This is a genomic window from Rhodococcus sp. WWJCD1 (assembly GCF_002258735.1).
Taxonomy (GTDB): domain Bacteria; phylum Actinomycetota; class Actinomycetes; order Mycobacteriales; family Mycobacteriaceae; genus Rhodococcoides.
Genome location: NZ_NOXY01000026.1, coordinates 18,270 through 39,724 on the forward strand (window position 1 = coordinate 18,270; position 21,455 = coordinate 39,724).

At 66.3% G+C, this 21,455-nt stretch carries 17 protein-coding genes and 1 tRNA gene; 11 read left to right on the top strand and 7 right to left on the bottom strand.

Features of this window, described 5'->3' with window-relative positions:
* Positions 1-19: 19 nt before the first annotated feature.
* Positions 20-1,276 (bottom strand): nicotinate phosphoribosyltransferase, encoded by a 1,257-nt coding sequence (locus CH286_RS18185; protein WP_230592419.1) that lies wholly within the window; start codon positions 1,274-1,276, stop codon positions 20-22.
* Positions 1,277-1,426: 150 nt separating this feature from the next.
* On the opposite strand from CH286_RS18185, the gene clpS reads away from it, so the two are divergent.
* From clpS to CH286_RS18225, 8 genes are all read left to right on the top strand, one after another.
* Positions 1,427-1,786 (top strand): ATP-dependent Clp protease adapter ClpS, encoded by a 360-nt coding sequence (clpS, locus tag CH286_RS18190; protein WP_170944785.1) that lies wholly within the window; start codon positions 1,427-1,429, stop codon positions 1,784-1,786.
* 40 nt (positions 1,787-1,826) lie between these two features.
* The gene (aosR, locus tag CH286_RS18195; protein ID WP_032375959.1) at positions 1,827-2,396 is read left to right on the top strand and encodes an oxidative stress transcriptional regulator AosR; all 570 of its coding nucleotides are present in this window, start codon (positions 1,827-1,829) and stop codon (positions 2,394-2,396) included.
* A gap of 9 nt (positions 2,397-2,405) precedes the next feature.
* A complete protein-coding gene (locus CH286_RS18200) occupies positions 2,406-3,491 on the top strand; it encodes a P1 family peptidase (RefSeq protein ID WP_094610031.1) in 1,086 nt (361 codons plus the stop codon).
* Between the two features lie 107 nt (positions 3,492-3,598).
* Entirely contained in the window at positions 3,599-4,180 is a 582-nt protein-coding gene (locus CH286_RS18205) for a rhomboid family intramembrane serine protease (RefSeq protein ID WP_371828252.1), read from the top strand.
* Between the two features lie 112 nt (positions 4,181-4,292).
* Positions 4,293-5,051: a cyclic nucleotide-degrading phosphodiesterase gene (locus CH286_RS18210; RefSeq protein ID WP_176457261.1), complete on the top strand. Its 759-nt coding sequence runs from the start codon at positions 4,293-4,295 to the stop codon at positions 5,049-5,051.
* Positions 5,052-5,072: 21 nt separating this feature from the next.
* On the top strand, positions 5,073-5,858 hold the full coding sequence (rph, locus tag CH286_RS18215) for a ribonuclease PH (RefSeq protein WP_032375961.1): 786 nt from the start codon (positions 5,073-5,075) through the stop codon (positions 5,856-5,858).
* On the top strand, positions 5,851-6,465 hold the full coding sequence (rdgB, locus tag CH286_RS18220; RefSeq protein ID WP_094610032.1) for an RdgB/HAM1 family non-canonical purine NTP pyrophosphatase: 615 nt from the start codon (positions 5,851-5,853) through the stop codon (positions 6,463-6,465). The genes rph and rdgB overlap by 8 nt, the downstream gene beginning before the upstream one ends.
* Positions 6,466-6,468: 3 nt before the next feature.
* A complete protein-coding gene (locus CH286_RS18225; RefSeq protein ID WP_094610033.1) occupies positions 6,469-7,278 on the top strand; it encodes an esterase/lipase family protein in 810 nt (269 codons plus the stop codon).
* Positions 7,279-7,280: 2 nt separating this feature from the next.
* Here CH286_RS18225 and CH286_RS18230 read toward each other — a convergent pair whose 3' ends face one another.
* The 4 genes from CH286_RS18230 to CH286_RS18245 all read right to left on the bottom strand — a co-directional run bounded on the left by CH286_RS18230 (position 7,281) and on the right by CH286_RS18245 (position 8,933).
* A complete protein-coding gene (locus CH286_RS18230) occupies positions 7,281-7,634 on the bottom strand; it encodes a DUF3817 domain-containing protein (protein WP_032375964.1) in 354 nt (117 codons plus the stop codon).
* Positions 7,631-8,032, bottom strand: coding sequence for a glucitol operon activator (locus CH286_RS18235; RefSeq protein ID WP_032375965.1), 402 nt, complete (start codon positions 8,030-8,032; stop codon positions 7,631-7,633). Before CH286_RS18235 ends, CH286_RS18230 begins: the two co-directional genes overlap by 4 nt.
* A gap of 88 nt (positions 8,033-8,120) precedes the next feature.
* On the bottom strand, positions 8,121-8,780 hold the full coding sequence (locus tag CH286_RS18240; protein WP_094610034.1) for a maleylpyruvate isomerase family mycothiol-dependent enzyme: 660 nt from the start codon (positions 8,778-8,780) through the stop codon (positions 8,121-8,123).
* A 71-nt stretch (positions 8,781-8,851) separates the two neighbouring features.
* Positions 8,852-8,933 (bottom strand) — tRNA-Leu (locus tag CH286_RS18245).
* A gap of 83 nt (positions 8,934-9,016) precedes the next feature.
* Here CH286_RS18245 and CH286_RS18250 point away from each other — a divergent pair.
* Positions 9,017-9,805 (top strand): TetR/AcrR family transcriptional regulator, encoded by a 789-nt coding sequence (locus CH286_RS18250; RefSeq protein ID WP_032375967.1) that lies wholly within the window; start codon positions 9,017-9,019, stop codon positions 9,803-9,805.
* Here the strand turns inward: CH286_RS18250 and CH286_RS18255 are convergent.
* Complete coding sequence (locus CH286_RS18255; RefSeq protein WP_141215873.1) at positions 9,772-10,503, bottom strand: hypothetical protein; 732 nt, start codon at positions 10,501-10,503, stop codon at positions 9,772-9,774. The genes CH286_RS18250 and CH286_RS18255 overlap by 34 nt on opposite strands.
* Before the next feature lie 433 nt (positions 10,504-10,936).
* On the opposite strand from CH286_RS18255, the gene CH286_RS18260 reads away from it, so the two are divergent.
* Both CH286_RS18260 and acpS read left to right on the top strand, forming a co-directional pair.
* The gene (locus tag CH286_RS18260) at positions 10,937-20,239 is read left to right on the top strand and encodes a type I polyketide synthase (RefSeq protein WP_094610035.1); all 9,303 of its coding nucleotides are present in this window, start codon (positions 10,937-10,939) and stop codon (positions 20,237-20,239) included.
* Positions 20,239-20,631, top strand: a complete 393-nt coding sequence (gene acpS, locus CH286_RS18265; RefSeq protein ID WP_032375969.1) for a holo-ACP synthase AcpS — start codon at positions 20,239-20,241, stop codon at positions 20,629-20,631. The genes CH286_RS18260 and acpS overlap by 1 nt, the downstream gene beginning before the upstream one ends.
* A gap of 75 nt (positions 20,632-20,706) precedes the next feature.
* On the opposite strand, the gene CH286_RS18270 is transcribed toward acpS, so the two are convergent.
* Entirely contained in the window at positions 20,707-21,348 is a 642-nt protein-coding gene (locus CH286_RS18270) for a TetR/AcrR family transcriptional regulator (protein ID WP_371828253.1), read from the bottom strand.
* Positions 21,349-21,455 lie beyond the last annotated feature (107 nt).

Here is a 21,455-nt window from a genome sequence, read left to right on the forward strand (position 1 = left end):
TTCGGCATCGACACCGCCCCTAGCCTTCGACGAAGCGGGTGGGTATCGCCGGTTCGCCCTGAGACAGTTTCAGGCCCTCCCACGGGAGGCTGACCAGGCGCCCGGCCAGTAGTTCACGGCCGTCGGCCAGCGTCGGCAGGCCGGGGACGCGCTCGCCGCCGCGGACCAAAGGCGTGGTCAACGTCTCCACCGTCATATCGTCGCCGATGGTCGGGGGAGAGTCGAAGGGGTGCACGATCTCCTCGACGGCGGTGCCGGTGCTGCGCGCCGTTCGCACCGCGGCCTTGGTGCCCCCGCGCGATTCTTTGTGACTGCTGCGCTTGGCGACAGGGATGCCGTCGACCGTGACCAGCTTGTAGACCATGCCCGCCGTCGGGGCACCGGAACCGGTGACCAGTGACGTGCCGACGCCGTAGGAGTCCACTGGTTCGGCCCGCAGCGCGGCGATGGCGTACTCGTCGAGGTCGCCCGAAACGACGATCCTGGTCTTCGGCGCACCCAGGGCGTCCAGCTGGTCGCGAACCTGCCGCGCGAGCACTCCGAGGTCGCCGGAATCGATGCGTACCCCGCCGAGTTCGGGCCCGGCGACCTCGATGGCGTTGGCGACGCCCTGGGTGATGTCGTAGGTGTCGACGAGCAGCGTGGTGCTCACGCCGAGTGCTCGTACCTGCGCCGCAAATGCGGACCGTTCGTCCGGGCCGTCGACGGTGGTGTGCAGCAGGGTGAACGCGTGAGCCGATGTGCCGGCTCCGGGGACGCCGTGCCGGCGGACGGCTTCGAGATTGGACGTCGCGGTGAACCCGGCGAGGTACGCCGCACGCGATGCGGCGACGGCCGCTTCCTCGTGGGTTCGACGCGATCCCATCTCGATGATCGGCCTGGACTTCGCGGACGCCACCATCCGTGCTGCCGCCGATGCGATCGCGCTGTCGTGATTGAGGATCGAGAGCACGAGTGTTTCGAGGACGACGCACTCGGCGAAGGTTCCGCGGACGGTCAGCACGGGGGAGCCGGGAAAGTACAGCTCCCCTTCGCGATAGCCGTCTATGTCGCCGGTGAATCGGTAGTTGCGCAGCCACTCGACGGTGTCGGCGTCGAGAAATTCGGCCACGATGCGTAGCTCGTCCGGGCCGAAACGAAAGCGCGCGATGGCGTCGAGGATGCGGCCGGTGCCCGCGAGAACTCCGTACCGGCGGCCCGCAGGCAGCCGTCGCGCAAAGACCTCGAAGCTGCAGACACGATCTGCGTTACCGCTGGCCAGAGCGGCTGAGAGCATCGTGTACTCGTACTGATCGGTCAGCAGCGCGGTACTGACGTCGTCGGTGAAAATCGCGTGATCTGTGGTCGCGTCGTTGCTCACCTCGCCCACACTACGAGCGCAGGGGCGAGCGTGTGACGCTGGCCCGACACGCCGTACCCTGTGGACATGCCTTGGTTGACGGTGGATGGAACGCTTCTGCCCGTGGACGGCGTCTCGGCAGGTGATGTTGTCGCAGCATCACCGCAGGCGGTTCCGGCCCAGACCGAGGCCGTTGCTGCCGACGAGTCACACGACACTCCATGGGTCACGATCGTGTGGGACGACCCGGTCAACCTGATGCACTACGTGACCTACGTGTTCCAGAAGCTCTTCGGCTACAGCAAGGCCAAGGCCACCGAGCTGATGATGCAGGTGCACTCCGAGGGCAAAGCCGTCGTGTCGAGCGGCGAGCGCGACGCGATGGAGAACGATGTTCGACGCCTGCATGCGGCTGGTCTGTGGGCCACGATGCAGCAGGACAAGTAGTAGCTCACCACCTCTACGGCAGAGAAGGACATCAGCAACAGTGCGCACGTGGACGAGACGGAATTCGCTGTCCGGGGTCAAGATCAAATCCGAGATCGACGCGCGTGAGGCGGCAGTGCTTCGGTCTCTCGTCGGCTCGGTACTGGGTCTGCTGCGCGACCGATCCGCCGCTGCCCCCACCGACGAGCTGGCCGCGCTGACCGGTCTGCGTACCGGCCACAACACTCCGCCCGACGATGCCGCGCTGGCGCGGCTGCTTCCGGACTTCCACCGCGCCGATCCCAGCCGCGACGAGGAGGATCCGACCGACCTCAACGGCGCTCTGCGTGGCCTCCACGAGCCCGAGATCATCGACGAGAAGTTGGCGGCCGGATCGATCATCCTGGCCACGCTTCCCGAGTCCGGTGGCAAGATCGTGCTGACCCAGGAGCAAGCGGATGCATGGTTGACCGGCCTCAACGACGTGAGGCTGGCGCTCGGCACGACGCTGGGGATCAGTGCGGACACACCGGACGTCCTCGACGAGGGTGATCCTCGCGCTCCGCATCTCGATGTGTACCACTGGCTGACCTGGATGCAGGATTCACTCGTACAGGTCCTCATTCCCTAGGACGCGCGCGTGACCGCAGCCTTCTCCAACCCCGGACCGCGGGACTCTCTGACCGACGTGGCAGGTCTTCTGGTCGGTCACCATCACGAACTCGACGACGACGCCACGATGGGATCCGGCTCGGCCACCGGTGCCACCGTGGTGCGTGCACTCGGTGGAGCGACGGCCGCAGTCGACGTCCGCGGCGGCGGGCCGGGAACGCGCGAGACCGATCTGCTCGATCCGAGCCATTCCGTTCAGCACGTCAACGCGATCCTGCTGACCGCGGGCAGTGCGTACGGGCTCGCGGCCGCAGACGGCGTCATGCGATGGCTGGAAGAGCACGGTCAGGGCATTCCGATGGGCAGTCCCGATCACGTCGTTCCGATCGTGCCGGCTGCGGTGATCTTCGATCTTCCGGTCGGTGAGTGGACGGCGCGTCCGACCTCGGAGTTCGGCTATCTCGCGGCGGCAGCAGCGGCGGCCGAATTCGCGACGGGATCGGTCGGAGCAGGAGTCGGTGCTCGTGCCGGAGTGCTCAAGGGCGGTGTGGGCACCGCGAGCACGGTGATCGAAGGCGGTCCGGCCGACGGGGTGACGGTCGCGGCGCTGATGGTCGCCAATCCTGTGGGCGCGGTATTCGACCCCCGCACCGGATTGTTGTGGGGCACCGGCACACTCGGGCCCGCAGCGTTCGGCATGCGCAAGCCCGACGTCAACGAGGTGTGGACCGCCTCGGCGCTCGAACCCAAGGGCACTGCCCTGAACACCACGATCGGTGTGGTCGCCACCGACGCGACACTGTCGTCGGCGTCGTGCAAGAGGATTGCCGTCGCGGGTCACGACGGTCTTGCTCGGGCCATTCGGCCTGCGCACTCGCCCCTCGACGGCGACACGATCTTTGCCGTGTCCACGGGCACCAGAGCCGTCACTGCCGAGTCCTCGGTCCCCGCCGCGTTCTCGGCGGAGCTACCGGTCCTGGCGGCGGTCACCGAAGCCGCGGCGATCGTCGTCGAGCGGGCCATCGTGCGTGCCCTGCTCGACGCCACCTCGGTGGCCGGCATCCCTACCTACCGCCAGATCTTCCCGTCGGCGTTCGCCGCGTCGCGCACCTGAGGGCAGGTCTCGACCCGTCCCTGGCCGGTACCGTGGAGGAACCGAGGTTGGAGGCCACCATGAGTGATATCGGCAAGCTTCCCGGCAAGCGTGAGCGGCCGGTCTGGATGCAGGCCGCCGTCTACGTCGGGGCATTCACCGCTCTGCTGTGGATCATCGAGATCATCGATGTGGCCAGCGGGTCGAGGCTCGAACGCAACGGCATCGAGCCGCGTTCGGTCGAGGGTTTGTGGGGCATTCTGTTCGCGCCCGTGCTGCACGACGACTGGCAGCATCTGATCGCGAACACCGTGCCGATCATCGTGCTCGGGTTTCTGGTGTTGCTCTCCGGACTGGCGCGTGGGCTGGCTGCCACCGGGATCATCTGGGTGGTCGGCGGGTTCGGCACCTGGCTCACCGCCGGCTCCTACTCGAACACGATCGGTGCGTCGATTCTGATCTTCGGGTTCATCGCATACCTGTTGGTGCGCGGCTTCTTCACGCGCAAGCTCGGGCAACTCGCGATCGGTGTGGTGGTGTTCGTGCTGTACGGCAGCGCCCTGTGGGGCGTGCTCCCGAGTGATCCGAACATCTCGTGGCAGGGACATCTGTTCGGTGCGGTGGGCGGAGTGATCGCGGCTCGACTGTTGTCGGCCGACGCGCGCGCCGAGAGGTCGCGCGCGAAATCGCTCGATCGGCTCACTCCGTAGGTGCGAGGTAACTGCAGACACACCTGTCGTCGCTGGTGAATTTCGCCGACTCGCGCTGTGAATACTGCCCGAACGTTTCTGGTGATGCTCTCGGCGTGGCAGCATGGCTTTCATGCGAATTACCGTCCTGGGATGTTCGGGCAGCGTGTCCGGACCCGATTCACCCGCGTCGGGCTACTTGCTGGAAGAAGAGGAGACCGCTCCGGTCGTTCTCGACTTCGGTCCCGGCGTGCTCGGGGCGTTGCAGCGTTACGCCGACCCGGGGGATGTGAGTGTTCTGCTCTCGCATCTGCACGCCGATCACTGCCTCGATGTTCCAGGTCTGCTGGTGTGGCGTCGCTACCATCCGAACCCGCCGGAGGGTCGAGCGATCGTCTACGGGCCTAAGGACACGGCGTTTCGGCTCGGAGTCGCCTCGGCCGAGTGCGGCGGGCAGATCGACGACATGTCCGACACGATCGACCTGCGACGCTGGGTGGACGGCCGCACCGTGGAGTTCGGCAAGCTGTCGATTCTGACGCGGCAAGTGTTCCATCCGCCGGAGTCGTACGGCATGCGGATCACCACCGGTGAGGGCCGCACCTTCACGTACAGCGGCGACACGGGAATGTGTCAGGCGGTGCGGGATCTGGCGCACGGAGCCGATGTGTTCCTGTGCGAGGCATCGTGGACCGACAGTCCCGAGCGACCCGAGGGCGTGCACTTGTCCGGAACCGAGGCCGGCCGAATCGCTCGCGAGGCCGGGGTCGGAGAATTGCTGCTGACCCACATTCCGCCGTGGACGTCTCGCGAGGACGTCATAGCCGAGGCCAAAGCGGAGTTCAGTGGACCGGTGCATGCCGTTCTTCCGGGGGACGTATTCACCGTCTGAGGACGCGCTAGGCTTCGAGTCGTGTCCAGACGAGAAGACGGCAGGGCGGACGACGAGCTCCGCAACATCAAGATCACCCGTGGATTCACCAGCCATCCGGCAGGGTCGGTGCTGGTCGAGTTCGGCAATACAAGGGTGATGTGTACGGCCAGCGTCGAGGAGGGCGTGCCGCGTTGGCGAAAGGGATCCGGCCTCGGTTGGCTCACCGCCGAATACGCGATGCTTCCGGCCGCGACGCATACCCGCAACGGCCGCGAGTCCGTCAAGGGCAAGGTCGGCGGACGTACCCAGGAAATCTCTCGCTTGGTCGGACGTTCACTGCGTGCCTGCATCGATCTGGCCGCCATCGGTGAGAACACCATCGCACTCGACTGCGACGTACTCCAGGCGGACGGCGGCACCCGAACTGCTGCCGTCACCGGAGCGTTCGTGGCGCTCAACGACGCCGTCACCTACCTACGGGCAGCGGGACGCCTGGCCGATCCGCAGCCGATTTCGTGCATGATCGCCGCGGTCAGCGTCGGCGTCGTCGACGGACGGGTGCGTCTCGACCTGCCGTACGAAGAGGATTCGCGTGCCGAGGTCGACATGAACGTGGTCGCCACCGACACCGGCACCCTGGTGGAAATTCAAGGCACCGGAGAAGGCGCGACCTTCCCGCGCACCACACTCGACAAGTTGCTCGACTCCGCGTTCGTCGGCATCGAGAAGTTGTTCGAGGTTCAGAAGGAAGCTCTGGCGCTGCCGTACCCGGGGGATCTGCCCGAGCCGGCCGCCGCGGGATCGAAGAAGAAATTCGGTGCCTGATACCAAGCTCCTGGTCGCGAGTCGCAACGCGAAGAAGTTGCGTGAATTGCGGCGAGTTCTCGACGCTGCCGGGCTCGTCGGCATCGAGTTGATCGGTCTCGACGAAGTGCCTCCCTTTCCCGAGGCACCCGAGACCGGAGCGACCTTCGAGGACAACGCGCTGGCCAAGGCTCGCGACGGAGCCGCAGCCACCGGATTGCCTTGTGTTGCAGACGATTCCGGAATCGAGATCGATGCACTCAACGCGATGCCCGGGGTGCTGTCGGCTCGCTGGTCGGGTGCACACGGGCAGGACGAGGCCAACACCGCGCTGGTGCTGGCTCAGTTGACGGACACGCCCGACGAGCGCCGCGGGGCGGCATTCGTATCGGCATGTGCGCTGGTGCTGCCAGGCGGCAGCGAGACCGTGGTCCGCGGGGAATGGCGGGGGGTCGTGGGGCGAGAGCCGATGGGGGAGAACGGTTTCGGCTACGATCCGATTTTCGTTCCCGAGGGCGACGGCCGCAGTGCAGCGCAGCTGAGCCCGGACGAGAAGGACGCGGCCTCGCATCGCGGCCGCGCGCTACGCAAACTTGTTCCCGCGCTCGAAGAACTGACGGGGCGGTAGCTCGTGGGGGCGCGCGCAGTGCTGGGGCGTACGTCGGTTGCGCTCGCCGGCGTCGCGGTAATTCTGACTGGTATCCCGGCCTCGGCCACACCTGCGGCAGGCTCGTTCGCCGAGGCTCTCGCATATTCGATCGCGCACCCTGGAGTGACGCCTCCGGGCTCGAACGACTACTCGTGCGTCCCCAGTGCGCAGCACCCGGAACCGGTGGTGCTGGTGCACGGTTTCCTGGAGAACTCGTACGACAACTGGGCGTCCTTGTCGCCGAACTTGGCCGATGCCGGGTACTGCGTGTTCGCGATCGACTACGGAAACACCGGGCCGGTGCCCGCGCTCGGAGCACTCGAGTCCATCCCCGAGAGCGCTGCCGAACTGTCGACGTTCGTCGATTCCGTCCTCGCGGCAACAGGAGCCGAGAAGGTGTCGATCGTCGGTCACTCGAAGGGTGGCACGGTGCCCCGCTACTACGCGCGATCCCTCGGTGGGGATCGCACGGTGGCACGGATTGTCGCGTTGTCGCCGCCGAACTATCCGACTGCGGGCCCGCCCGTGCAGGACGACGTGCTGCAGAGACTGAACGAGGGGAGCGACACCGTCACGGGGATCGAGTACACGACGATCGTCACCCGCTACGACCAGATCGTCGTTCCGTACACCGCGTCACTGCTGACCGGTGCAGGAAACACGAACGTGGTGTTGCAGGACGTATGCCCGGCCAACGTCGTCGAGCACACAGGGATCTCCTACGATCCGCTCGCCCAGCGGCTGGTGCAGAACGCACTGGATCCGGAGAACTCGCAGCCGATCAGCTGCTGACGTCAGACGGCGAAGTCGGCTTTGACCTGCTTGGTGCGCTTGTGCTCGATGTAGAACGACAGGAACGGGATGGTGCCGGCCAGTAGCGTGCCGATGGTGCGGCCGGCGGGCCAGCGCACCTTGATCGCGAGGTCGATCGTCAGGATCAGGTACACGAGATAGACCCAACCGTGCACGACGGCAATCCAATTCGGCACGTTCTCGGCCTTGAAGATGTACTTCGCGACCATCTCGGCCACGAGGACCAGCAACCAGATACCGGTGGCATAGGCCAGAACGCGGTAACGCAGCAACGCGGATGCAATCTTCTGGGTCTTGTTCGCAGATGCCTGCGCCTTCTCCGGTGCCGAACTCACGTGGTGCTCCTGTCGGTCCCGCGGGATTCGTTCAGCTCCGCGAGGTAGCTGTTGTATTCGAGTAGTTGCCGGGCCTCGGGATCGTCGAGATCGCTCGTATCCGCCGCCGGGGCATGCCGCTGGGGAAGCAGGTCGAGGGGCACCTCGGTGGGACCGTCGGGTCGCGCGGCTGCCGCTTCGTCCGGATCCTCGTCCTCGAGTCGGACGAATTTGCGGTAGGCGTACACCACGAACGCGGCGAACAAGGGCCACTGGAACGCGTACCCCAGGTTCTGGCCGTTGCCACCGACCGACTCGAAGCGTTCCCACTGCCACCAGCCGAGGCCGAGACAGACCGCCGCTGCCACCACGACCAGCGCGATCAACGCAGGTCGACGGTTCGGGCGGGAGGTGGTCACGCTTCGACGGTACCGGAGGTACTACTACTGGAGGTAGTCGCGTGCTGCGGCCCGGCGGTGATTCTCACCATGAACGGCCCTGGTGTTCCTACGATCGTCGCCGACTCGCCCGCGCCGCCGCGAGTCGGTCCGCACCCGGGCCGGTGACGTCGGCGAGCGCGCTGCTACGTCCGGTAAGAATCAGTGCCAGCGTGCCCGCCGATCCTTCGATGATCGGACCGTCGCCGCGGGTCCAGTCGAGATCGGTTGCGCGCCACTGCAATCGAAGCTCGGGGCCTTTGAACGGTGCCGCGCCGGTTGCGGGCACCAGGAAATCGAGCATCGTGATCATGCGGTGGTCGGGAACGTGGTGCTCGATGCCCAGCGGCCGACACATGTCCAATCCGTGCACGATGACGTCGGACAAGGGAGCCATCGGCCCGTGTCCCGGCGGGGTGAACTTCTTGTCTGCGTGAGCTGTGAGGAGCGTGGGTAATTCGGCGCCGTGCTTGCGACGCACACGCTGGGTCATCAGCTGATTGGCCCGGTCGAAGTTGCCTCGGGTACGTGCCATGGCGAGGCCGAATTGCCAGAGGGGGACGATCAGCGGGACCACCAGATGGGCGGCGACGTCGCGCACAGTCCAGGCGTCGCACAGCGACGGGGTGTCCCATTGTTCGGGGGTCAAGGTCTCGAGTGTGCGCGCGATGGAGCGTCGTTCTTCGGAAATTTCGGCGAAGATCGCGTCGTCGTCGGGATCGCTGGACATACGAGCCACCTTCACACGTCGGAACCTGCAAACCTGGGAGTCTCGAGAAGAGCCGGGCCGAACGACCGTTGTGCGCGAGGGGGGACTTGAACCCCCACGTCCTGAGACACTGGAACCTAAATCCAGCGCGTCTGCCAATTCCGCCACTCGCGCGTGCCGGTGAAGTCTACAACCGATGCTCCTGCGCGTGCGACGCGGTTCTTCGAGCCAGGTCGACCTCCGATTAGGCTCGCCGGGTGGTGAAGAAGGAGAACTCGTTCGACCCGGCGCGCATCCTCGAGCTGCTGTGGCGGGTGGGGGCGAAGCCGAGCCGAACAGGGCTGAGCGTGGACGCGATCGTCGACGCCGCCATCGAGCTGGCCGACGCGCACGGCCTCGAGTCCGTGTCGATGCGCAACGTGGCCGAGCATCTCGGGGTCGGCGCAATGTCGCTCTACACCCACGTTCCGGGTCGAGAGGAGTTGGCGGATCTGATGATCGACCGATCCCTCGTCGGCCTCTACTCGCATGTCGACGAACCGTCCTCTGTTCCCGGCGGGTGGCGTCCTGCTCTGCGGTTCGTCGCAGAGCGCAATTGGTCTCTGTATCAACGGCATTCGTGGCTGCTGGAGGCGGAAGGGGCGCGGCCGGTGCTGGGTCCGCACACCAACGATAAGTACGAGGCCGAACTACGCCCCCTGGTCGGCACCGGCCTGACCGACATCGAGATCGACTCCGTGCTCACACTCGTACTCACGCACGTCTCCGGTACCGCGCGTGCCCTCGCGGGCGTCGTGCGGGTGAAGGAGCAGTCGGGAATGACCGACGCCCAGTGGTGGGCGGCCACTGCTCCGATCATCGAACGGGTGATGGACCGTGAGCGTTTTCCGGTGTCGTCTCGGGTCGGAACGGCCGCGGCGGCGTCGTACGACGCCGCCAGCGACCCTGTGCACGCCTACCGGTTCGGGTTGGAGTGCATTCTCGACGGTGTGGAGGCGCTGATGTCTCGCGGTCAGCCTGCCGATCGCAATTCCGCTTCGGAGTGACCCTGCTTCGCCCTGCGTGATTTGTGCTGGTATCGCCACACTGCGTGCTCGAGCGAGGCGAGGTCGGTGCCGAGTGCGTTCGCTGCCGCTGTGAGGATCGCGGGGGAGCGGTCTTCGGCAATTCCAGCGGCGAGGTTCTGGCGAAGGGGTTCGAGTGCGTCGGCGACGAACGAGTTCAGATGTGCGGTCGCCTTGTCGGTGCGCACCCCGAGATGCATGAGCATGCACTCCCAGGTGGTCTCGCCGAGGCCGGGGATCGCGCGGAACGCATCGAATTGTTCTTTCGTGTGCTGCTCGAAATCGGTCGAACAGCTCAGCCCCACCGAGATCAACGTCTGTGCCGCCACGGTTGCAGCTGCTGCCTTGGTTCGACTGTTGCCCGGAACGAACTGACGGTTGGACAGAATCTCGACGAGTACACCCGGGTCCGAGGTCAGTTCTGCGAGTGTTGTCAAGTCGTCGAGTCGGTTATCGCCACGATGCGATCGCCATCGCGCGAGCACTGCGCGGACCCCGCTGGTCGGTCCGCCGTACGGGGCGCGGGCGGAGAACAGTGCATCGAGCAGCGCGACCTCGCTCTCGCCGCGCCACCCGGGTGTCCAGTGCGGCGAACGTGATTGTGACGCAACCGATTCGATGTGCAGCAGTACTGCGTCGAGTTCGTTCGGTGTGTAGATGTCTGTTACCGATGAATACATGAATTCCCCCCGAATTCTGTCGACCACCCTCGTGAGGAGTGGTTCGAGTGACGAAGCTAGAGGACCCCACCGACAGGATTGACTGGAGCTGATCTGTGCTCGAGATCACATCACGAAAAGATAACGAAAAATACGAGGGTTTCCTCATGTTCTGCGCGCCGAGGCGATCCCCTCGCCAGCGTGAATGTGGGTTACCGACGAGTTGGGTAAACAAAAAGTAATGCCGCGCGACGGGGCGTACTCGCTGGTAGCACTCGGACGTCCGAGCAAACCTGAGGATTTCCTCATGATTTTGTGTCAATCTTGAGCAGCGCGGAGAGACCTGTCGACGACGACCGGCTCACTGCTTCTGCCTGTAGCCCACGACGCACTCGGGCAGCCATCACAGCGAGCGCCCCGACCCCCGAGGCGCCCACGAGAGGAATCTTCAGCCTTGACGATCAACGAGAGCACACCATCACACGGACGCGGCACGCGGGGCAACGGCAACGCAGGCAAATCCCCTAGAAGCAATGGCGGCTCTCGGACTCTGGCAGATCGTTTCGCCGCGGGTGAGCCCTACGCTCTGGCATTCGGTGGCCAGGGTGCACCGTGGCTCAGCTCCCTCGAAGAGCTGGCCCGCGACTCCGCACTCGAGCCCGAACTCACCGATCTCGTCAACGAGGCTGCAGCCGTACTCGCGCCCGTCTCCGACGAGCTACTGGTCGTCCGCTCCGTCGGATTCGACCCCATCGGCTGGATGCTCGAGCAGGATCTCGCCGACGACGACACCGTCGGCTCGTACGGACCGTCCGAGGCTGCGCTGACCTCAGCCGCAGTCTCGCTTCCCGGAGTGTTCCTCACCCAGGTCGCAGCACTGCGTGCGCTGAAGCTGCAGGGACTCGATCCCTCCCAGACCCCTCCCGTCAAGGTGGTCGGACACTCGCAGGGGCTCATCGCTGCCGAGTCCGTCGCTGCGGACGGCGCGCAGGATGCGAACTTCCTCGCGATCGCTCAGCTCGTGGGTGCAGCAGCGGGTCTCGTCGGCCGCCGCCGCGGAATCATCGGAGCAGGCGACCGTGCGCCGATGGTCTCGGTCGCCAACGTCGAGCCCGAACGCCTGCAGGCCATCATCGCCGACCTCGAGATCGTCGGAGCGCCGGAGCGATCCGCCGCGCTCGCCATCCGCAACGGTCGTCGTCGCGTCGTACTCTCGGGACCGCCGGCCCAGCTGGCTCGCGTTCAGGAGAAGTGCGAGCAGATCGCTGCCGAGGAAGAGCGTGAGCGCGACGCCAAGAAGCGTGGCGGAGCCGTGTTCGCTCCGGTCTTCGAGCAGCTTCCGGTCGAGATCGGCTTCCATCACCCCGCCCTCGAGGACGCTGTCGAACTCGTCAGCGCCTGGGCTCAGCGCTGTGGACTCGACGTCGAGCTGGCTCGCGGCCTCGCACAGAAGATCCTGGTCGACTCCGTGGATTGGGTCGACGCCATCGACGGCGTTGTCGACGCCGGTGCCGATTGGATCCTCGACCTCGGTCCGGGCGACCTGCTCACCCGAATGACCACTCCGGCACTGCGCGGACAGGGCGTCGGCATCATCGCCGCATCCTCACGCGGGGGCCACCGGAATCTACTCACTCCGGGAGCCGCACCCGAGGTGCAGCCCGCATGGTCTGCCTTTGCGCCCAAGCCGGTCACGCTGCCCGACGGCCGCGTTGTGGTCGAGACCTCCTTCACCAAGATGACCGGACGTTCACCGATCCTGCTCGCCGGCATGACGCCGACGACGGTCGACGCGAAGATCGTTGCCGCAGCGGCCAACGCAGGCCACTGGGCCGAGCTCGCCGGTGGCGGCCAGGTCACCGAGGACATCTTCACCGATCGCGTCGCGGAGCTCTCCACTCTCCTCGAGCCCGGCCGCGCCATCCAGTTCAACTCGCTGTTCCTCGATCCGTACCTGTGGAAGCTGCAGCTCGGCGGTCGCCGCATCGTGCAGCGCGCTCGCGCAGCAGGTGCCGCCATCGACGGCGTCGTCGTCACGGCAGGCATCCCCGAGCTCGACGAGGCAGTCGCTCTCATCGAAGAGCTGTCCGAGGCGGGCATCAGCTACGTCTCGTTCAAGCCCGGCACCGTCGCGCAGATTCGCGCCGTCATCCGCATCGCCAACGAGGTGCCGTCCTACCAGGTCAACGTCCACATCGAAGGTGGCCGCGCAGGCGGGCACCACTCGTGGGAGGACCTCGACGACCTGCTGCTGACCACCTACGCGGAGCTGCGGTCGCGGCCCAACCTCGTCATCTGTGTCGGCGGCGGCATCGGAACCCCCGAGCGCGCAGCGGAATACCTCACCGGCACCTGGTCGGCCGTCTACGGCTACCCCAAGATGCCGCTCGACGGAATCCTCGTCGGCACCGCTGCCATGGCCACCCTCGAAGCCACCACGGCACCCGAGGTCAAGCAGCTTCTCGTCGACACACCGGGAACTCCCGACTGGGTCGGGGCCGGAACCGCCACCGGCGGAATGGCTTCGGGCCGTAGCCAGCTCGGTGCCGACATCCACGAAATCGACAATGCGGCATCGCGTTGCGGTCGACTGCTCGACGAGGTCGCCGGCAACGCCGACGCCGTGGCCGAGCGCCGCGACGAGATCATCGCCGCACTCGACGGCACCGCAAAGCCGTTCTTCGGTGACGTCGCCGAGATGACCTACCAGCAGTGGCTCGCCCGCTACCTGGATCTGGCCATCGGCACCGACTCGCGTAGTGACTTCGATTGCGGCGGTGAGTTCACCGAAGCCGTGACCGAGGCACGTGAATCGGTATGGCTCGACATCACCTGGCGCACCCGCTTCCTGGAGATGCTGCAGCGCGCCGAGGCTCGTCTGCACCCGGTCGATCGCGGACCCATCCCCACCCTGTTCGCCGACGCCGAGGTTCTCGAACGTCCGCGCGCAGCACTGAAGTCGCTGCTCGCGCAGTTCCCCGACGCCGCCGACGTGGTGCTGCACCCGGCCGACATCACCTTCTTCACCTCGCTGTGCCGGATGCCCGGCAAGCCGGTCAACTTCGTCCCTGTCGTCGACGGTGACGTGCGCCGCTGGTGGCGCAGTGACTCGCTGTGGCAGGCACACGACCCTCGCTACTCTGCCGATCAGGTCTGCATCATCCCCGGAACCGTTGCCGTTGCAGGCATCACCCGTGTGGACGAGCCGGTCGGCGAACTGCTGAACCGTTTCGAGAAGGCCACTGCGGACCAGCTTCTCGCCGAGGGTGTCGAGCCGGCGGCCATTGCCAGCCGCCGCCACGCCGAGATCGCGCCCGGACTGCTGGGCATCGTGCTGGCAGCTCCCGACGTCACCTGGGCTTCGCGTATGACGCAGAACCCCGTTGCACGCCTGGGTGATCCGGCCGAGTGGACCGTCGATTCCGATTCGGTGGCCTCGCATCCGCAGACCGGCTCGTCGCTGACCGTGCTCGATGCCGAGCACGTGGAGCTGCTGGTTCCTCTCGCTCCGGGCAAGGAAGTACGCATCCGTCTGACGGTGCCCGCCTCCACGATCGACGGCGGCGCTCCCGTCGTCACCGCACAGGATGCCCAGCAGGCCATGTCGGCACTACTCGGAGTCGCTGCCGGCCAGGAGCTTCCGGCCGTCAAGGGCGGCGTCGCGCGGCTGAACATCGCGTGGATCCCCGACCTGATCGCCGACCACGCCGGCGTCACCGGTTCCGGACTGCCCGACACACTGACCGTCAGCGGCAAGGCCGTTCCCGACGTTCTGGTCGGTGCCTGCTGGCCCGCCGTCTTCGCCGTCCTCGGTGCTACCCGCAACGCCGAAGGCATCGACGTCATCGAGGGCATGCTCGACCTGGTGCACCTCGATCACAGCGTCAACCTGGTCGGTGAATTGCCTACCGACACTTCGATTCTCGTCGTCAAGGCGGCTGCAGGAGAGGTGCTCGACACCGACCTCGGTCGCGTCGTCGAGGTCACCGTCGAGATCGGTGCCATGCTCGGCGAGGGCCTCGATGCTCCTTCTGTCGCAACCCTGGTGGAGCGCTTCGCGATTCGTGGACGCACCGGCAAGGGCGAGCTGTCCGATCCGGCTCGCGCCGGCGGATCCCTCAGCGCCGACGCCAAGGACACCCCGCGTCGTCGTCGCCGTCAGGCCACCATCGTGGCCCCGCGCAACATGGCGGCGTTCGCTCAGGTCTCGGGTGATCACAACCCGATTCACACCTCGGACGCCGCAGCACTGCTCGCCGGTCTCGGCAGCCCGATCGTGCACGGCATGTGGCTCTCCGCGGCTGCCCAGCAGACGGTCACCGCAGTCGACCACGCGGACACCAAGACTCCGCCGCGTCGCCTCACTGCGTGGACGGCACGCTTCCTCGGCATGGTTCGTCCAGGAGCCGAGATCGACGTTCGCGTCGACCGCACCGGGTTCGACCAGGGTGCAGAGCTCGTCGAGGTGTCCTGCCGTGTCGCAGGCGAACTCGTCATGGTCGCCACTGCTCGCACCGCTGCGCCGAAGACCGTCTACGCATTCCCCGGCCAGGGCATCCAGCGCCCGGGCATGGGACTGGACGCACGGGCTCGGTCGAAGGCCGCACGTGAGGTGTGGGAGCGTGCCGACAAGCACACCCGCAGCGCACTCGGATTCTCGATTCTCGCTGTGGTGCGCGACAACCCGACAACTCTCAAGGCGCGCGGCGTCACGCACAAGCATCCCGACGGCGTGCTGCACCTGACCCAGTTCACCCAGGTCGCGATGGCTGTTCTCGGTGTCGCACAGGTTGCCGAGCTGCGCGAATCCGGTGCGTTCGTGGAGAACTCCATCCTCGCCGGCCACTCGGTGGGTGAGTACAACGCACTCGCCGCTGTCGCCGGTGTGCTTCCGCTCGAAGCCGTCCTCGAGGTCGTCTTCCAGCGTGGCTCGGCCATGCACGCACTCGTTCCTCGTGACGAGAACGGCCGCAGCGACTACCGGATGGCAGCCATTCGCCCGTCTCAGATCGGCCTGGCCGACGAGGACGTGCAGGGCTTCGTCGCCGGTGTCGCAGCAGAATCCGGTGAGTTCCTCGAAATCGTCAACCTCAACCTGCGCGGTTCGCAGTACGCCATTGCAGGCACGGTCGCCGGCCTCGGCGAGCTCGAGAAGAAGATCGCGATTCGACGGGCAGAATTCGGTGGCAAGGCCGCCTACATCATGGTTCCGGGCATCGACGTGCCGTTCCACTCGACCGTGCTGCGCGGGGGAGTCGACGACTTCCGCAACCGCCTGCAGACCCTGCTGCCCGAGCAGCTGGATCCGGCGATCCTCGTGGGGCGCTACATCCCGAACCTGGTGCCCAAGCCGTTCTCGCTCGACCGCGAGTTCGTCCAGGAGATCGCCGATCTGGTGCCGTCCGAGCCGCTGAACACTGTTCTCGCGGACTTCGATTCGTGGGCCGCACGGCCGAGCGACCTGTGCCGGGTGATTCTGACCGAGCTGCTGGCATGGCAGTTCGCCAGTCCGGTTCGATGGATCGAGACGCAGGACCTGCTGTTCGCGGACGAGTCCGACGGCGGCATGGGCATCGAACGCTTCGTCGAGATCGGCCTCGGTGCAACGCCGACCGTCGCCAACCTAGCGTCGCAGACCCTCAAGCTGCCCGGCCGCTTCGGTCACCCGGTCGAGGTGCTCAACCTCGAACGTGAAGCCGCGATCGTCTACGGCACCGACACCGACCCGGCTCCGGCCGACGAGGACGAGGCAACTCCCGCTCCCGCGACCGCCGCTCCTGCAGCCGCGGCTGCTCCGGCGGCAGCACCTGCTCCGGCAGCTGCACCGTCGGGCGGACCTCGCCCGGACGACATCGCCTTCGTCGCTGCAGACGCGACCAAGATCCTCATCGGCCTGTGGACCAAACTTCAGCTCGATCAGATCGGGCCCGCCGACACCATCGAGGCACTGTGCGACGGCGTCTCCTCACGTCGTAACCAGCTGCTCGTCGACCTCGGCTCCGAGCTCTCGCTCGGTGCCATCGACGGCGCAGCCGATGCCGACATGGGCGCGCTCTCGGGCACGGTCAACAAGCTGGCTCGTACGTACAAGCCGTTCGGCCCAGTGCTCAGCGATTCGATCAACGATCACCTCCGCAAGGTCTTCGGCCCCTCGGGTCGACGCCCGGCCTCGATCGCCGATCGCGTCAAGAAGACCTGGGAACTGGGCGACGGCTGGGCGCATCACGTCACCGCCGAGGTCGCTCTCGGCACCCGTGACGGTGCCTCGGTCCGCGGCGGTGCACTCGGCGGCCTCGCCGACGGCGCTCTCGCCGACGGCACTGCTGTCGACAACGTCATCGATGCGGCAGTAGCTGCGGTGGCCGCACGTCGCGGCGTCGCAGTCTCGATGCCGCAAGCAGGCGGTGGAGCCGGCGGAACCGTCGACGCTGCTGCTCTGGGTGAGTTCACCGAGCACATCACCGGCCGCGACGGCGTTCTCGCCTCCGCAGCCCGGTTGGTGCTCGAACAGCTCGGACTGGCCGATGCCCCCAACTCGCTGCTGGCCGAGGACCCCGACGCCGCTCTGGTCGAGCTGGTCTCCGCCGAACTCGGATCGGACTGGCCCCGCCTGGTCGCTCCCGCGTTCGACGCCAAGCGCGCCGTGCTGATCGACGACCGGTGGGCAACTGCCCGTGAGGATCTGGCCCGGTTGTGGCTCGGTACCGCAGGCGATATCGCCGTCGAGTCCTTTGCAGGCGCAGGCAATGCCGTTGCAGCTCAAGCACAGTGGTGGAAGGCCAAGGCCGACCACGAGAACAAGACCGTGCTCGCCGAGACCTTCGGACGCATCGCGGACATCGCGGTCGCATCCGAGGACAAGGGCCAGTGGGCCGACGAGGTCGCTGTCGTCACCGGTGGCAGCAAGGGATCCATCGCAGCAGCGGTGACCGCCAAGCTGCTGGCCGGGGGAGCGACGGTCTTCGTCACCACTTCCAGGCTCGACGACGAGCGGCTCGGCTTCTACCGGGCGCTCTACCGCGACAACGCACGTAGCGGAGCGTCGCTGTGGGTGGTTCCGGCCAACATCGCGTCGTACACCGACGTCGATGCTCTCATCGAGTGGATCGGCAGCGACTTCATCGACACTGCCGGTGGCGCAAAGACTCTGGTCAAGGCCGCCACCACGCCGACGATGCTGTTCCCGTTCGCCGCACCCCGGGTCATGGGCGAGATGTCCGACGCCGGTGCTCGCGCCGAGATGGAAATGCGCGTGCTGCTCTGGTCGGTCGAGCGTCTGATCACCGGACTGGCGAAGGTCGGCTACGACACCGACATCGACACCCACCTGCACGTGGTGCTGCCGGGATCGCCGAACCGCGGAATGTTCGGTGGCGACGGTGCCTACGGCGAGTCGAAGGCTGCACTCGATGCGGTTGTCGCCAAGTGGGGCTCGGAGAAGAACTGGGCCGAGCGGGTGTCCATCGCCCACGCTCACATCGGGTGGGTGCGTGGCACCGGCCTGATGGGTGGCAACGATCCCATCGTCGAGGCCGTCGAGGCCGAGGGTGTGCGCACCTGGTCGACCGAGGAGATGGCGACCGAGCTGCTCGAACTGTGCACACTTGCCGCTCGTCGTCAGGCTACGCAGGAACCGATCACCGCCGATCTCACGGGCGGCCTGGCCAACACCAAGCTCAACCTCGTCGAGCTCGCTCGGGACGCAGCTGCGGCCGCGGCCGAGAAGACCGAAGAGGCAGTGGACAACTCGGTGATCGCGGCACTGCCCGCACCGCCGCGGCTGTCGACGTCGACCACGGCTCCGGCATGGCCGACCCTGGATGTCGATCCGAAGGACCTGATCGTCATCGTCGGTGCAGGTGAGCTCGGACCGTACGGTTCGGCGCGTACCCGCTTCGAGATGGAGGTCGACGAGCAGCTTTCTGCCGCAGGCGTTCTCGAACTCGCATGGAACACCGGCCTGATCGCCTGGGAGAACGATCCCAAGCCGGGTTGGTACGACATCGAGTCCGGTGACCTGGTGCCCGAGGAAGACATCGCCGACAAGTACCACGACATCGTGGTCGAGAAGTGCGGTATCCGCACCTACGGCGACGACGGTGCGATGGTCGGCAACACCGCTCCGCTGATGACCTCGATCTTCCTCGACAACGACCTCACCTTCGTGGTCGGAACCGAGATCGATGCCCGGTCGTTCGCGGCAGCGGATCCCGAGCACACGCTGATCACACCGGTTCCCGATTCGAGCGACTGGCAGGTCACCCGCAAGGCAGGCACCGAGATTCGCGTTCCGCGCAAGATGAAGCTCACCCGCACCGTGGGTGGACAGATTCCGACCGGATTCGATCCCACCAAGTGGGGCATCTCGCCCGACATGGCCAGCTCGGTCGACCGAGTCGCCCTGTGGAACATCGTCACCACGGTCGACGCATTCATCTCCTCGGGCTTCAACCCGTCGGAACTGATGCGCTGGGTGCACCCCACACTGGTCGCCAACACGCAGGGCACCGGCATGGGCGGCATGGAGTCCATGCGCTCGCTGTACATCGATACCCTGCTCGGTGATGCTCGTGCGAACGACATCCTGCAGGAGGCTCTGCCGAACGTCGTTGCTGCGCACGTGGTCCAGTCGTACATCGGTAGCTACGGCGCGATGGTTCACCCCGTCGCCGCCTGTGCCACCGCTGCAGTCTCGGTCGAGGAAGGCGTCGACAAGATCAAGCTGGGCAAGGCTCAGCTCGTAGTCGCCGGCGGATTCGACGACCTGAGCACCGAAGGCATCATCGGCTTCGGCGACATGTCGGCCACCGCGGACTCGGCAGCGATGTCCGCCAAGGGAATCAGCGACCGACGCTTCTCGCGGGCCAACGACCGCAGGCGCGGTGGATTCGTCGAATCGCACGGCGGCGGAACGATTCTGCTCGCCCGCGGCGATCTGGCACTCGAGATGGGCCTACCGGTTCTCGGAGTGGTTGCCTACGCACAGTCGTACGGCGACGGAGTGCACACCTCCATCCCGGCTCCGGGACTCGGCGCGCTCAGTGCCGGTCGCGGCGGCAAGGACTCGGCACTTGCGCTCTCGCTCAACGCACTCGGCGTCAGTGCAGACGACGTGGCCGTGATCTCCAAGCACGACACGTCCACCGCAGCCAACGACCCGAACGAGGCGGAACTGCACACCCGCCTCGCCAAGGCCATCGGCCGCTCGGACGGCGCTCCGCTGTTCGTCGTCTCGCAGAAGAGCCTCACCGGACACTCGAAGGGTGGAGCGGCTGCCTGGCAGCTGATCGGCCTGTGCCAGGTGCTGGCCAACGGCGTCATTCCGCCGAACCGCAGCCTCGACTGCGTCGACGACAAGATGACCGGCTTCGAGCATCTGGTGTGGGCACGGGAGCCGTTGCGGTTCGGCGACTCGGTTCCGCTCAAGGCGGGTCTGCTCACCTCGCTCGGATTCGGGCACGTGTCCGGACTCATCGCTCTGGTGCACCCGCAGGCGTTCATCGAGGCCGTTCCCGCGGATCGCCGTGCGGAGTACATCGCCAAGGCGAACGAGCGTCGAATTGCCGGTCAGCGCAGGCTGATCTCCGCAATGGTGGGAGGCGACTCCCTCTACGAGCGGCCCGACGATCGACGGCTCGGACATGACGGGACGCCGGCCAAGGCGTCGCGCGAACTGGAGGCAAACGTGTTGCTCAACGAGTCCGCTCGCCTCGGCGAGGACGATGTCTACTCCTCCGGTCTGCCGGGTGCCATCTGATGGCGATTCTCGGAGTGGGTTTCGACCTGGTGACGGTGTCCGACTTCGCCGAGCAGATGGAGAAGGTCGGCACGACGATGATTCGCGACAGCTTCACCGCGGGTGAGCGTCGGCATGCCGCGACGAAGAGTTCCGATCCGACCCGCCACTACGCAGCACGGTGGGCCGCCAAGGAAGCAGTGCTGAAGGCATGGGCGACATCGCGATTCGCTCGGCCGCCGCAGATCGGTGACAACCCGTACCCGTTGATCGAGGTCGTCAACGATGCGTGGGGCCGTCCGTCCATCAAGCTGCACGGCATCGCGCAGGAGTTCCTGCCGACGGTCAAGATTCACCTGTCGCTGACGCACGACGGCGACATCGCTGCCGCGGTGGCGATCCTGGAGGAGTGAGTCTCCGCTGAAACGAGTAAGGCCCGTCCGATCCACGAGATCGGGCGGGCCTTTCGTCTGTGCGGGCTCGGTTGCTCAGGCCTGCTCGTTATCGGTCGCCGAGCCGCCGGAGCGCCTGCTCTCCTTCTCGGCGACGAGCAGATAGGCCATCATGATGCGTTTGAGTTCGGCGACGGCGTCTTCGTGGCTCTGGCCGTCCTGCACGGAGAAGTTGAGCATCGAGTAGACGATGTGCACCAGCACCTGAGCCATGAGGTTCCTGCGGTGCCGTGGTGTGCGCGGAGTCAACGGCCCGAGCATGCGCGAGACCTGATCGGCGAACTCTCGCTCGTGGATGACTCCGGTCGCACGCGTCGACGGCGTCGACTGCATGGCGAGCCACACCTCACGGCGCGACGGGTCGGTCATCCACATGCCCGCCATGTGGTCGACGAAGTTGTTGAGGAACCGCACCCAGTCCAGCGACGGGACCTCGCCGTCGAATTCGGCCAGCTCCTGTTGTACTCCGACGAGGTCCTGGCGATTGAGCTCGCAGACGATGACGTATTTGTTGGCGAAGAACTGGTACAGCGTGCCGATCGGCAGTTCGGCGCGCGACGCGACTTCCTCGCAGGTGAACGACTCGAACCCCACGTCGCTGAGCAACTCACGCGAGGCCTGCAGCAGGGCGTCGAATTTGCGTTGACTGCGTTCCTGGGTGGGTCGGCGGCGCGGCATCAGTTCCTGCGTCTGTGCCGTCGACTCGAGCGCGGCGTCGAGACGGCGCGAGGACTGAGCACGAGCAGAGGATTCCACCCGGTCAGGCTATCCGGCGGACGGGCCCG

Excerpts from the sequence above, each read along its gene's own strand:
- CH286_RS18185 (WP_230592419.1), bottom strand. The coding sequence starts at position 1,276 with ATGCTCTCAGCCGCTCTGGCCAGCGGTAACGCAGATCGTGTCTGCAGC.
- clpS (WP_170944785.1), top strand. The coding sequence starts at position 1,427 with ATGCCTTGGTTGACGGTGGATGGAACGCTTCTGCCCGTGGACGGCGTC.
- CH286_RS18205 (WP_371828252.1), top strand. The coding sequence starts at position 3,599 with ATGCAGGCCGCCGTCTACGTCGGGGCATTCACCGCTCTGCTGTGGATC.
- CH286_RS18210 (WP_176457261.1), top strand. The coding sequence starts at position 4,293 with ATGCGAATTACCGTCCTGGGATGTTCGGGCAGCGTGTCCGGACCCGAT.
- CH286_RS18240 (WP_094610034.1), bottom strand. The coding sequence starts at position 8,780 with ATGTCCAGCGATCCCGACGACGACGCGATCTTCGCCGAAATTTCCGAA.
- CH286_RS18255 (WP_141215873.1), bottom strand. The coding sequence starts at position 10,503 with ATGTATTCATCGGTAACAGACATCTACACACCGAACGAACTCGACGCA.
- acpS (WP_032375969.1), top strand. The coding sequence starts at position 20,239 with ATGGCGATTCTCGGAGTGGGTTTCGACCTGGTGACGGTGTCCGACTTC.
- CH286_RS18270 (WP_371828253.1), bottom strand. The coding sequence starts at position 21,348 with ATGCCGCGCCGCCGACCCACCCAGGAACGCAGTCAACGCAAATTCGAC.